At 42.1% G+C, this 12,843-nt stretch carries 14 protein-coding genes and 1 tRNA gene; 5 read left to right on the forward strand and 10 right to left on the reverse strand.

Annotated features, from left to right (window positions below):
• Positions 1 to 137 precede the first annotated feature (137 nt).
• Positions 138 to 473 carry a GlpM family protein gene (locus tag C8D84_RS05890; RefSeq protein WP_227676080.1) on the reverse strand — a complete coding sequence of 112 codons (336 nt, stop codon included), beginning with the start codon at positions 471 to 473 and terminating at the stop codon, positions 138 to 140.
• Between the two features lie 183 nt (positions 474 to 656).
• Positions 657 to 2,327, reverse strand: a complete 1,671-nt coding sequence (locus C8D84_RS05895; protein WP_109590772.1) for an alpha-keto acid decarboxylase family protein — start codon at positions 2,325 to 2,327, stop codon at positions 657 to 659.
• Positions 2,328 to 2,588: 261 nt separating this feature from the next.
• On the opposite strand from C8D84_RS05895, the gene C8D84_RS05900 reads away from it, so the two are divergent.
• Positions 2,589 to 2,663, forward strand: a tRNA-Gly gene (locus C8D84_RS05900).
• Between the two features lie 431 nt (positions 2,664 to 3,094).
• Here the strand turns inward: C8D84_RS05900 and C8D84_RS05905 are convergent.
• The 6 genes from C8D84_RS05905 to C8D84_RS05930 all read right to left on the reverse strand — a co-directional run bounded on the left by C8D84_RS05905 (position 3,095) and on the right by C8D84_RS05930 (position 8,613).
• Positions 3,095 to 3,829, reverse strand: coding sequence for a DarT1-associated NADAR antitoxin family protein (locus C8D84_RS05905; RefSeq protein WP_407691873.1), 735 nt, complete (start codon positions 3,827 to 3,829; stop codon positions 3,095 to 3,097).
• 95 nt (positions 3,830 to 3,924) lie between these two features.
• The gene (locus tag C8D84_RS05910; protein ID WP_087816186.1) at positions 3,925 to 4,638 is read right to left on the reverse strand and encodes a hypothetical protein; all 714 of its coding nucleotides are present in this window, start codon (positions 4,636 to 4,638) and stop codon (positions 3,925 to 3,927) included.
• Positions 4,639 to 4,712: 74 nt separating this feature from the next.
• Entirely contained in the window at positions 4,713 to 5,354 is a 642-nt protein-coding gene (locus C8D84_RS05915; RefSeq protein ID WP_109590773.1) for a hypothetical protein, read from the reverse strand.
• Between the two features lie 237 nt (positions 5,355 to 5,591).
• On the reverse strand, positions 5,592 to 6,176 hold the full coding sequence (locus C8D84_RS05920) for an alpha/beta hydrolase (RefSeq protein ID WP_109590775.1): 585 nt from the start codon (positions 6,174 to 6,176) through the stop codon (positions 5,592 to 5,594).
• Between the two features lie 24 nt (positions 6,177 to 6,200).
• Positions 6,201 to 7,091: a hypothetical protein gene (locus tag C8D84_RS05925; protein ID WP_109590777.1), complete on the reverse strand. Its 891-nt coding sequence runs from the start codon at positions 7,089 to 7,091 to the stop codon at positions 6,201 to 6,203.
• Between the two features lie 643 nt (positions 7,092 to 7,734).
• Entirely contained in the window at positions 7,735 to 8,613 is an 879-nt protein-coding gene (locus C8D84_RS05930) for a LysR family transcriptional regulator (RefSeq protein WP_087816195.1), read from the reverse strand.
• 90 nt (positions 8,614 to 8,703) lie between these two features.
• On the opposite strand from C8D84_RS05930, the gene C8D84_RS05935 reads away from it, so the two are divergent.
• On the forward strand, positions 8,704 to 9,153 hold the full coding sequence (locus C8D84_RS05935) for a PACE efflux transporter (RefSeq protein WP_045445595.1): 450 nt from the start codon (positions 8,704 to 8,706) through the stop codon (positions 9,151 to 9,153).
• 198 nt (positions 9,154 to 9,351) lie between these two features.
• Positions 9,352 to 9,840, forward strand: a complete 489-nt coding sequence (locus tag C8D84_RS05940; protein ID WP_087816197.1) for an META domain-containing protein — start codon at positions 9,352 to 9,354, stop codon at positions 9,838 to 9,840.
• Positions 9,841 to 10,052: 212 nt separating this feature from the next.
• Here the strand turns inward: C8D84_RS05940 and C8D84_RS05945 are convergent, their stop codons facing one another.
• Both C8D84_RS05945 and cynR read right to left on the reverse strand, forming a co-directional pair.
• On the reverse strand, positions 10,053 to 10,439 hold the full coding sequence (locus tag C8D84_RS05945) for a DUF6122 family protein (RefSeq protein WP_087816199.1): 387 nt from the start codon (positions 10,437 to 10,439) through the stop codon (positions 10,053 to 10,055).
• Positions 10,440 to 10,486: 47 nt separating this feature from the next.
• Positions 10,487 to 11,395, reverse strand: coding sequence for a transcriptional regulator CynR (gene cynR, locus C8D84_RS05950; RefSeq protein ID WP_109590779.1), 909 nt, complete (start codon positions 11,393 to 11,395; stop codon positions 10,487 to 10,489).
• A 138-nt stretch (positions 11,396 to 11,533) separates the two neighbouring features.
• On the opposite strand from cynR, the gene C8D84_RS05955 reads away from it, so the two are divergent.
• Both C8D84_RS05955 and cynS read left to right on the forward strand, forming a co-directional pair.
• Positions 11,534 to 12,202 carry a carbonic anhydrase gene (locus C8D84_RS05955; protein ID WP_109590781.1) on the forward strand — a complete coding sequence of 223 codons (669 nt, stop codon included), beginning with the start codon at positions 11,534 to 11,536 and terminating at the stop codon, positions 12,200 to 12,202.
• A 113-nt stretch (positions 12,203 to 12,315) separates the two neighbouring features.
• Positions 12,316 to 12,786, forward strand: coding sequence for a cyanase (gene cynS, locus C8D84_RS05960; RefSeq protein ID WP_045451487.1), 471 nt, complete (start codon positions 12,316 to 12,318; stop codon positions 12,784 to 12,786).
• The last annotated feature ends 57 nt before the right edge of the window (positions 12,787 to 12,843 follow it).

Consider the following 12,843-nt stretch of genomic DNA (forward strand, 5'->3'; position numbering starts at 1 on the left):
AGCACCATAAAATCGCTCTTAAGAATAACATCTACGACCGAATCTATAAAAATTATCTGTAGAAATATGTACTGAATTTCATATATACCTTTGATATATTGCCCTTTGACAGAGTTTACGTTTTTTTCTAACCACAACTAAGCCTGAATGTACTGCCATGTAAGGACCAAAATCGCTGCGGCTATTGTCCAAGCGACAACGCCGAACAGTAATGCCTTATATAAGCTGACGTAACCGATGCTAAAAAATACCACAAAGGTATAAATAAGATGCGGTATGACACCGAGCATACTAAATATTAATGCGACTTTTAAATCAGCGGGGCTACGCTCAGTACCCACAATAAAGTGACTGATTAACGTAAATGTGGGGAACAGTGGCGCGAGTGCTGCCAAATAAAAAAATCTGGTTCGCGCGAATAATTGAATCGCCAATACCATTAGAGCACCAATAAGCATTTTTAACCAAATCACGACGGGGTCATCTCCTATGGAATGATAAGGGCTGGAAATAGCCCAATCCACCATGATACTAAAGTCTGCAAACCGACATAAGAGCAATAGCTGATTAATTAATCTATATGATAAAAACGTGCAAAAAGCCCCATCTAGCAATGGGGCTATTCATTTTTATGAAGCGAGTTTTCTATTACTCACTCAATCATTTTTTGGCTTCAGTGCGGCACTGATATCGGCGAGTAGTGGCGGGATATCATGCTTATCAGCGATGACCTCCAACATAACCAATTTGTCTTTTACAGCTGCTGCTTGCGTAAGAGCCGCTTTTAACTCGCCTGCTGTTTCTGCTTTTAGCAGCAGACTATTATCATCGGTGGCACCAAAAGCTTTTGGCATCATCTGCCAGTTACACTTAGGAATGTCATTATAGCGCTGGTTTTCACCATGAATCGCCCGCTCCACGGTATAGCCATCATTATTAATCAGTACAATCACTGGATTGATATGCTCTTGAATCATCACCGCGATTTCTTGAATGGTCAATAATGCTGAGCCATCACCAATCAATAAGACACTGCGCTTGTTTGGCGATGCAATAGCCGCACCCAAACTTGCCGGCAACGTATAACCAATCGAGCCCCACATTGGTTGTCCATAACAAGTCACGCCTTCTGGTAAACGCACATCACTGATGCCAAAATACGCCGTTCCCTGTTCTGCAAACACCAAATTATTATGATCTAGATGATCGGCAATGATATGCCATAGATCATCTTGAAAAATAGCCTCGCTGTCCTTACCCTGCTGCTCATGCGGCTTGACTTCTTTACAGAACGGCTTTGGCACAATATTAATATCTGAGGTCAAGACTTCATGTAGCGTTTTTAGGGCGTCTTTTAGGGCAATGGGCGCAAAGTTTTTGCCAGCAATGCTCGCGCGCTCATAATGCAAATCAACCACTGTACTTTCATCAATATCTTGGCTAAAACCTGCCGTCGTAGTATCGGTATATTGCACACCTATTTTTATTAAGCACTCACAGTTTTCGACTGCATCCTTGACCACGGGACGTGATGCCACGCCAGCATAAGTCCCTGCCCAACGTTCACTATTTTCGTCAAGCAAAGTTTTGCCCCATGATAACGTCGTATAGGGAATATCCGTATCGGCAATCAATGCCTTAAGCTGCGGCTGTAGTCCCAAACGATGCACCATCAAATCTGCCATCAGCGTCGTGGTTTTGTTTGGCAGAAACTCTATGAGCGCTTGTTTAAAATCTGCCAATGCTGCTTGACTGGTGATGTCTTCTTGGCTATCAACAAGCTTTGTAGTCGGTGGATAAATAGGTTGACGAGCAACGTCAGGCGATAGTAACAGATAGCCTGGACGATGTTTTTTAAGAATTAAGCGAATCACACGGTCGATTTCTGAGGCAGCATTTTCAGGGGTAAGCTGCGCTCGTGCTACCGTGACCGGCTCTACCATCTTAATAAAATGATTGAACACGCCGTCACCAAGTGAGTGATGGATGCGGCGCTTTGAATCTTGTAAAGCCGTACTTGGCGCGCCTACGATATGTAGCACTGGTGCATACTCAGCAAAAGAGCCTGCGGTCGCGTTAATCGCTGACAATTCTCCCACCCCAAAGGTCGTCACCATCGCCGCAAAGCCGCGCTCACGTGCATAGCCGTCAGCTGCGTAACCTGCATTTAACTCATTGGTGTTACCCATCCAGCGCAGCTTATCAGAGGCAATAATATTATCTAAAAAAGTTAAGTTGAAATCACCAGGTACGCCAAATATCTCTGACGCGCCTGCTTCTGCGACACGATCAAACAAATAATCAGCGATGGTATATTGTTGACTCATAGTACTTATCCTTAAGTGTTATCTTTATAAATCATGAAAATGATTAATATGGTTAAAGTCATTATAAAACTGTATTCCAGCCTATTTATAGAAAGCAAAGCTTTTGGAATATAGATTACAACAATCTGTTATATCACAGATGAAGGCTAGGATAATATGCCAATTTACTATCTTTTACTTTTTTTCATACTAACTGTTGACACGTTCAAAAAACTGCGTATAATACGCCTTCATCAACTGACGATAGTTAATTGATAATTAGCGGGAATAGCTCAGTGGTAGAGCATAACCTTGCCAAGGTTGGGGTCGAGAGTTCGAATCTCTTTTCCCGCTCCAAATATGGCTTAAAAAAGCACTAAAATTCTCACTCCTTAAATAAGAAGTGGGGATTTTTTTTGTCTAGTTTTCCAGAATTACAGTCATACTTAGGGCGTGTCCTCAATTCAATCGATAGTTATATAAATGGGTTAAAAATGGCTAAATCTTGCCAAACGGCGTCAAATAGCTGACTAATATCTCAATATTATCGCCACTTTTAAAATGCGGACATGCCCTAGTATTCGTAAGTTTATATCACATCTACATAATTAAGAGTAATAAGTGTCCTATTGAAATATATAACGCTAAAATCAACCAGACTAAGGTGCTTGATTTTTTAGGCATGAAAAAGCCAAGACAAGCTTGGCTATTCTCATATATCATAAAGTCACTTGGTTAGCATAAGTTTATCTTGATAATTTTTACTACATAAATTACCGCTCTAACGATCAAACCCAACCCGCTTCCAAAAGCTGCTCAGTATTACTTATTTTGAATTCATGATATAAATTAAAAAATACTGCGGGGTCTTCAATATTATCGAGCAACTCGCGTTTATTGAGCGCCACAAACATCGCCAGTGCATAAGCCGCACAATGGATAGACTTTTTAGGATTAAACTCACGATCCGTAAAGGCTTGATATTGCATAACTTCTTCATGCAAATGCGGGTTTTGCTTTAGGGCATTCACATAGAGCCAATCATAAAATGTGGTCAATGGCTCTACGCTCCACTCCATACCAAAATAATTATAGCCAATCAGTTCACCCGAGGTCATTAAGCGCTCGTCCTTTCTGGCTTGTCTTGGCGGCGCACTTAACAAGTCAGTATAGGGACCACCATCCTCAAAAACCATACTGCTTTGAAAGGCATTTTCGACACTGTACTGCTGCCCATCTTGTTCATTTGTTAGCTTCAAGCTCAATGGACTCAGCGGAAAACTCAATTTATTGCCAGACTTGCTCGATAGCTCAAGGACATGACTAAAGCCATACTTTTTGCGAATGACTTGATGCATATCATTGATGGATTTTTTCTTTTGGCGACTGGCAAACCCCACATGCCGCTCAAACCTAACCATGTCTGTTTTTACCAGATTGTCACTGTTGGTTCTCGGCATAAATACGGGTCTGTGTTCTACAATATCTTGTCTTTGATCCACAGAATTCTGTGTTTGTTGCATAGCAATGTGCCTTATATCAATAGTCTTTTACAACGGCTCTTATAAAAATTGACGTTAAAACGTGTTGTCCTGACATCAATTTTACGGATAGCTACCTACTCAGCAGCATCTAATAACTTGTTAAGCGCCTCTACCATGGCATCATCTATGATACTGTCTTCCACATAGCTTATTACTTCGTCTATGGTTGTCAAATCCATTTCCCGAATACCCAAACTGGCTAGCTGCTCATTGATCGAGTCTAAACTGTCATTATCTTCAGTGTCGTCTAATAGATTTTCTTCAAATCTTCCTCTAACGAACCAGTACATTTTTTCTAGCACGGTTTCTTTTTTGGTCAAAGTAGAATAGCCGTCACCATAAATAAACAAGTTGAAATGATAAGGTATCTCTACCTCATTAATGAAAAAAGTACGCTTACATTCTAGTGTATAGGCTTGAATGTCTTTGTCTTCTGCATCTTTGTCGTTTTTATTGTCTTCATCATATTCAATCGCTTCTTTTACCAACTCCCCTAGAATTTCATAGCGTCCTGTTTTGACCTTATGATTGTAAATGATAGAGGCGTCTGCGATTGCGTCAAAAATAATGGCGCTGACGTCTAACGTATGATTGTCAATATCATAAAAACTCTTTAGCGCGGGTAAAAACTCGGTCAGCTTTTCTTCAGGTACTGGAATAAGAAACTGCTGCTCATATATTTTAATCATGTCTTCAGGCGCATAAGTGTTGGCAGTATCGGTCTCGTTTCTACCAGTCGACTGTAAAGGTAAAAAATTATACGGGTTATAAGGATTAGTATCGGTCATTGGGGACGGCCTTTTTATTTGGGTATGCTGTGTTAAATGTTAATGCTACCAATTGATGAGTGATGTATCACATCCTACTCACACTGCGGCAGATCATACTCGATGCTATCAACCATCTCATGACGCTGTTCAATGATAAGTTGATAACCGTTAATCACACCATTATACGGCAAGTGACCGTTATATTCTGCATAATGCGCAGCCAGACATTGTTGAATCACCAACTCACGTTTTGCCGCATTCATTTTGGCAATATTTTGCGGTAAATACGCAACAGCCTTACTGCTAGCCACGCCGCGCGACATCCAGTTAGCGCCCTCACTCCATGTAAAGTCGATGACCGCTCGCAATTGATATTGCGGTAGCGGATAAGGATAATGCGCCAAGTCATATTGGATTTGCGCAATATCCTCTGCAAAGGTGTCGTATTTTATATCGAGCACGGATAATAGTGCTTTTAAGAATTCATGAGCAGTAAAGTAGCTATCAATATCTGTCGCATTAAGTCCTAGTATGTCGCTAGACAATACATGACGCAGACGATCACAGGCAGATATGATGTGTTTTGGCGGATAACCCATGGCTTGGACAATATCTTGCGAACGTCGTTCACATTTCTCTATTTGGCTAACCGCCTCTTTTGCCAAAGGATGCCGCGGCGTATAACGATGAGTATATTTGGAAGGCGTGAGATTTTGGCTATTGATATGAGACATCGGTGACTCCTGAACTCCGACAATAAGAATAAGCTTATATAGGCTCATCGAATCAGGCATGGGTAACCTTGCCGGAGTACAGGCTCATGCGCTTTACCAGAGTGGTTTTATATCGTGCTGGAAGTTGCAATGTTTGCTAAGTGATTATTGAAGAACTTGGCAAACCGTTAAACCCACGATAGTTTTTAGTTCTTTATAATAGTAATTAATAAGGCCTTACTGCAAGGCTGATGGTATTTAATCTTCACCATGATATGTCGCGTCATCCATCCAGACAATGGGGTCTTCGCACAGATGTACCAAGTGATACCAAATATCTTCGCTACGGGCGATACGGTGATGACCACGTTCAAAATACTCTACTTCCCAGCTCTCAGGCAAGTTCACCAGCGTTCGTCTAGCGATGGCCACATCTAAGCATTCATCATCAACCTCAACCATGACTCTTATCATCTCAGTATTCGAGGTCGGAAATGACAGTTTCATATCAGCCACGTCTGGTATGCGATCGGCTAAAACCTCACTGGGATAAATGCAAGGCGCTATTAATAGCGCACGCAAATTGTATTTGTGGGCGAAATGATTGGCAAACCAGCCACCAAGTGAATGCCCTGCCAAGACGACTCGCGGATACTGCTTCATTTTTTCTAAAATTAACGCCTCATAAATATCGAAAATCTCGTTGAAATTATCTCGATAATTGACGGTTTGGCAGGTTTTGGGCTCACGGCTAATACAAGTATATTTAGTGGTTTCATTGCTTGAATCAAGACCGTGAAAGAATAGTAAAAATGTGTCATTATTTTCAATGGGAAACATCATAGTGCTCTCCTTTTAAGGATTTTTTTATTTATTAGCATTACTTTTATAATTCAACCATAGACCATAAATGCGCTCAGCGACATCCATAGGAATCCTCGTATATCCAGCACCAAATGACACGTCATAGACCGCAATCATCATCGCGAGAACCTCATCTACGCTATCGGCATCACCTTGAATCAGACGATTAGCGATTTGCTCTGCCTCACTGCTGTACTCATCCCAAGTATCATTGTAATAACATCCCACAATACCAAAGTCATAACGATAGATCATATCGGTGATAGACCTCATTAAGCTTGCACTCGCCTTATCATAATGATTGACCCACTCTTGGTATAACTGCTGACGTATGGGCAATACACAAGGCAAAATAGGACGATCTTTGGGATCATTCAGTTTATCGGCACTTACAACGTGTGAGGGTTTCATACCCTCCTCCCAGAGCAATGGGTACGATGACGAAAACATGCCTTTTTCACACACATTCAAACGCCATATTCCCCACATCTCCTTGCTAGCACGACTCATGGTATAGACAATAATCTGATTGAGATAATCACTATCATAGATGATATGTTGACGATCAATTCTCACGCCTTGCTTGGGCAATACATCAGTATAAGTGAGGGATATGTCACGTTCACTTGGTTCGGCAGCAACCACTACCTCAGGATAATCTAAATCTCTCTTCATCAGCTCATAGGGAGCAACAAAGCTCAATGTCTCATCACTATTATTCACAAAGTAGATATCATCTTCATAGTTATTGATAGACTCATTATGCAGATAAAATAACGGTATCTTTGATTTAGTTTGTACCTTATCTTGAATGGATTTAGGCAGTTTTGATCCACTTGACCAATTTAAATTATTGATACGTTTTTGCTCAAAAGTGTTAGTTGTGTTTGTCATAGTACTGTCCTTATTTTTTAATTTATTTTGAATATCAGTAGCTTGTAGTATTTTTAATTTTTTTGATTCTCAGAACAAATTTAAGTCAGCCGAGCTTGTCCGCCGCTTTTAGAGCAACGTTAAAAAGTAAAGTGAATTTGTCAATGATGACTTTAGAAGTTATTTAAACTTATTTTTAACAATATGAAATCTGTGCCATCATTGATATGACAGCTATGATTTATGAGTAGCTTGGGTTTAGTTGATTAGAAAAATAATGATTAATGCCAGCCAGAGTATTGATAGTTAACAGCAATAGCGAAGTTATAGGGTGAAGCGTTGCGCCTCGAGGGTTAACTCTATGTTGCTGTTTTCCTGACTGAATTACGTCCTAACTCAGTAACTATAATATAAAAATTGAGAAAAATAAAGCGTCTAATTAAAGCGGGCGACAACTGCTGTCGCTCAGCTGTATCGCATATTTCAGTTGAAAACATAATTTGGATTGAAGCATAGTATAACTTGACCACTAAAGCGCTTATATTAAAAACCGTCTAAATTTATAACCTACTCAAGCTTATAGGCGAGACTATAAATTTTATAGATAGTGCACCTGCAATAAATAGACGACCCTTTAAAACTCACTATTATTGACTGCTCAATATCACTTATTTAGCGCAATCGCAGCCGACTTCAACCAAGCAGCTGCTTTACCTAGAGGACGCTGCTTGTGCCATACAATTTCTAAAGCCACTGGCCAATCATGATCGTTAAAGTCCAATATTGGCTCGACTAAAAAACCATTATCCAAGGCACTGGCTACCACATGTTCAGGCACGAATGCCCAGCCTAGATTGCGCTGTACCAGCTCAACGATAACCCACTGGCTCTCAACCCACCAGACATCAGATGCTATTCGCAACCGTGCTTTTTCTTCGCTATGGTTACGTGTTGCCACCATCAATTGCCGATAGCGTTTCAACTCCTCCCATCCCACTGGCTGACGAGCTAGCTCATGGTTCGGCGCGCACACCATTTTCATCGACACCCAACCAAGCCCATGAAAATTCAGCGCTGAAGGTAGTATCTCTTGACGCCACATAATGCCTAAATCGGCGCGATCTTCTAACACCAAGCGGCTGACATCTTCCATCAGCGGAAACAATAGTTCCAGCTCCACACTAGGAAATCGGCGTGAAAACTCTTCCATCAAGCCGCCCAACGTTGCTTCGGGATACAGCTCATCAACCGCCAGTACCAATCGGCTCTCTACTCCTTCGCCCAGACTTTTGGCCACCCCGCGAAAATGCTCACAACGCTCTAGTATCACTCGCGCCTCTACCAGTAAGCGCTCTCCAGCTGGCGTTAGGACTGGATAGCGTCCACTGCGGACAAATAAGCTGTTGTCCAAATCAATTTCTAAATTTGACACCGCCGTGCTAATAGCAGACTGCGCCTTGCCTAGATAACGGGCGGCGGCTGAGAAAGAACCGGTCTCTACCGTGGCGACAAAGGCTTGCAATTGCTCTAATGAAAGGCTCATCTATCTAAAAATCCTATAGGTTCTAACTTGGTTATAATAGTTTAACAGATACAATAGGCGCGAAAATAACTGATTCAACTAGGAAGCTTCATGCGCACCGTGAAAGATCGTATTCGTCATACTTTGGGTTTTGAGATAATAGGTTTAATTATATTTGTACCGTTGGCAAGCTGGTTATTTGGCTTTGATATTCAGTCGATAGGTCTTATCGCCGTGGCTGCTTCGATTATCGCGACGTTGTGGAACTATTTTTATAACCTGTTATTTGACCACAGTATGCTGAAGCTACGTGGCAATGTACATAAGACGGTTCCACTACGGATGTTGCATGCCTTTTTATTTGAAGGTGGTTTGCTGTTATTATTCCTACCAATAATTGCGTGGCACTTAGGCATCAGCCTTTGGCAAGCCTTTCTCATGGATATTACAATGGCTACTTTTTACTTGGTACATGCTTTTGTTTATAACTGGATTTATGACAATGTGTTTCCTATTCCAGCAAACCATCTGCTATCTCAACGTAATGACGTGGTCGCCTAATAGCAATGAGCCGTGCTAAAGATTTATCAACATAAAAACAACTTGGTATTTGAATGGTTACTGGCGCTTGTATCGCTATCATTACTTTGTAATAATGCCTGCATCTGCTAGCGTCTCATGTCAGTTATTGGGGCAGCGAGCACAATAATTTTGAGATAAATGTCTCTATATAATAATTGAAGCAATAAAGGACTTTATATGAAAAATATGACCAAGGTAATGATGGTAAGCGTTTTAGCAGTGGGAACATTGGCAGCAGGTTGTCAAACCACATCTACGCCAAGTGCACCCGTTACCCAGCCTATTACCTTGGATGCCTTGCAAGCCTATCATTGGCAACTCGTGGATGCCAAAAACACCAAGGGCGAGACCATTACTCCATTATTCTTTAATCCAGCCGAACCATTAACCCTCGATTTTGTGACGGCGAATGGGAGCAATATCGTTACTTTGATGAATACTTGTAACAATATGAGTGCTGAATATAAGGTAGCAAATGGCGAGGTAACATTGGGTCCAGTAAGAAGCACAAGAATGGCTTGCCCTGCCCCACAAGCAAGCTTTGATAGCGCTGCGCTAGCAACCGTAAATGGTAAATATAGCATGAGCAAAAACGCCAATAACGTGCCTGTCTTGACCATTACCAATGCAAACCAAGTAGCGAATTTTAAAGCGGTTGCCAAATAATCATTGCCATATAGAGTGCTAAACTAGCCACTCAATAAAAAAGCCTCACTTATTAATAAGTGAGGCTTTTTTTGTCTATATTTATTGTCTGAATACTGAATTTAGGCCTAGTGCAGAACTAAATCCTCAGTAAATAATCCGATTCTTTAGAAAATATAAGGTTCCTATAATAAATACGGAATTAATGAGCATGCGATGGAAAGTTAAAAATACTACTTAAACCTATTTGCTAGCCATATGACCAGCTCACGAGCTGGCGCATCATCCAACGCTTGAGGGATTTGGGTATACGTCATAACACAGTCATTCAGATCCGTCAGCATATGCAACAGTAAGCCCAAACCTATGACTCTATATGGCTTAGGCAGCACTAACATAGCCACATATACTATCATTTCATAGTAACTGTGCAGCGGGTGAAAGTTAATACTACAGCGATTGGGCGAGAAGATAGGCGTTGCTAGCAGATGATCCAAATCAACCAACATAGTGGCGAGCAGTATCAGATAAACCCTTTTATAATCATTGCGAAAAAACACATAAGCGACGACTAAAGGCATGCCGAAGTGAAAAAAGTAGTGAATTAAGGTTTGCATCATTGGCCTTTTGCCTATCTCATCGTGACCGTTCGTTTTCTAAGTTTATTCTATTTGAAAAACAGTGCATTGGATTCAACCGTGTTCGAACAGACCTCATGTGCCAACGCAACAAATGCATTGGTAGCAGCGCTCTGATACGCGCCTTTTCGTTGTAGTAATACCGCTGTACGCTGGAGCAAAGACGGCGCTAAGGTAATCGCCACCAGCTCATCATAATTATGAGCGATGTTGGACGGTAATAAGGTGGTCAGTTGGGTATGGCGAACCATTTCGATCACTGCGCTTAGCGAGTTTGCCTCCATCAGTACGTTTGGCGCAATGTCATGCTGGCGACAATAATGCTCAATCTGTTCGCGCGTGGCAAATTCGCGGCTCAGCAATACCAGTGACTGCGCGTTTAGCGTTGGCAAGTCAATCGCCATTTGCTTAGCAAGAGGGTGATGTTTACTAACAACCAGTGCAAGCGTCTCTATCAGCAAGATTTGTGTATCGATATCGGCAGACTGCACATTTTCAAAAGCAATACCCACATCAAACTCATCATCGAGTATTTGCTTTTCCATCTGCTCCTGTGACATCTCCTGCACGCTTAGCGTAAGGCTCGGATAACGAGTATGAAACGCTTTGATTAAAGGTCCAAGCAAATACGTGGTAAAAGTAGGCGTAATCGCAATCCGCAACGCACCGCGACTGAGATCCTGCACATCGTGAATGGCGCGCCGTCCTTCCTCCAAATCCTGCAAGGCTCTATGGGCATAGCGCGCATAGACGTCACCGGCATCAGTCAATGTGACACGGCGACCAGAGCGATCAAATAAAGTCGCGCATAGACCTTCTTCCAACTGCTTAATCTGCTGTGATAACGCTGGCTGTGAGACGTACAAAGACGCTGCTGCTTGGGTAAAGCTTTGGTACTCTGCCACTGCCAAGAAATACTTAATGTGCCGAAGAATCATGGGTCATCTCGTGTGGATTAGGGATTGATCAAGGTTTGGTCATAAGTAATTATTATCGACATCATAATATACTAGTATTTTACCTTATAACGATAGCGGCGTATCATTCCTTTCATCAACTACACAGAGACCACCGCGATGAAAGATATTATTGAAGGTTTTCTAAAATTTCACAGTGACGCCTATCCTAAGCGCGCCGATTTATTCAAAAATTTGGCGACCAAACAAAACCCGCGCACGCTGTTTATTTCTTGTTCAGACAGCCGCTTAGTACCTGAGCTCGTTACTCAACACGAACCCGGTGGTCTGTTTGTGATTCGCAATGCGGGCAATATCGTCCCATCTTATGGTCCTGAGCCTGGCGGTGTATCGGCGTCAGTTGAGTATGCTGTTACCGCTTTGAAAGTCACGGATGTGGTGATTTGCGGGCACTCAAACTGCGGCGCGATGACTGCAATTGCCAACTGCACCTGCACCTGCATGGATCATATGCCAGCGGTAGGCAGCTGGCTACGCTACGCTGACTCAGCACGGGTGGTCAATGAAGCCCGTGAACACGCCAGTGATAGCGAGCGGGTCGCCTCTATGGTTCGTGAAAATGTCATCGCCCAAATCGAAAATATCAAAACCCATCCGTCTATACGTTTGGCGCTAAGAGAAAATCGTTTGGCACTACATGGCTGGGTTTACGATATCGAGTCCGGTGATATCGATGCCTTAGATGGCGTGACCAATGAATTTGTCTCATTGGCAACGCACACTGAGGTTCGCGCTTATCCGATATCGCCACTGGCAGTCGCCGTTTAGCGTTATATAACTGTCATTATTAATGACTATGCATAATCAGAAAATCAATTAACCCAAATGATTCATAAGCATCATTAACCCAATAACCACCACCAACCTCAAAAGGTATTATTATGATTCAGTCTCAAGTAAGCAACACCGCACGTCAAACATTAACGGACACCATCATTGCTGCCAAAGCGGCAAAGAACCTGTCATTTGAGCAAATCGCTTCAGGAACAGGCTTGAGTGACGTCTTTGTCACTGCCGCTTTGCTAGGTCAGCATCCGCTACCTACTGATGCCGCCCAAAAAGTTGGTGAAACTTTAGGACTTGATGAGGACGCCATCGCGTTACTACAATGTATTCCATCACGAGGCAGCGTTGGTAGTGAGATTCCTACTGATCCGACAATCTACCGTTTTTATGAGATGATGCAGGTATATGGCACCACGCTAAAAGCCTTGGTTCATGAGCAATTTGGTGATGGTATCATCAGTGCCATTAATTTCAAAATGGATATCAAAAAAGTGGCTGATCCTGAAGGTGGTGATCGCGCAGTAATTACTCTAGATGGTAAGTTCCTACCGTTCAAACCTTTTTAAATGACGCTTTAAACAGCAGTTTTATCAGCGGTTTGTAAAAGTAGTACTTATTGAAAA

Origin of the sequence: Psychrobacter immobilis (genome assembly GCF_003148585.1) — a bacterium.
In the GTDB taxonomy this organism is placed as follows: Bacteria; Pseudomonadota; Gammaproteobacteria; order Pseudomonadales; family Moraxellaceae; genus Psychrobacter; species Psychrobacter immobilis.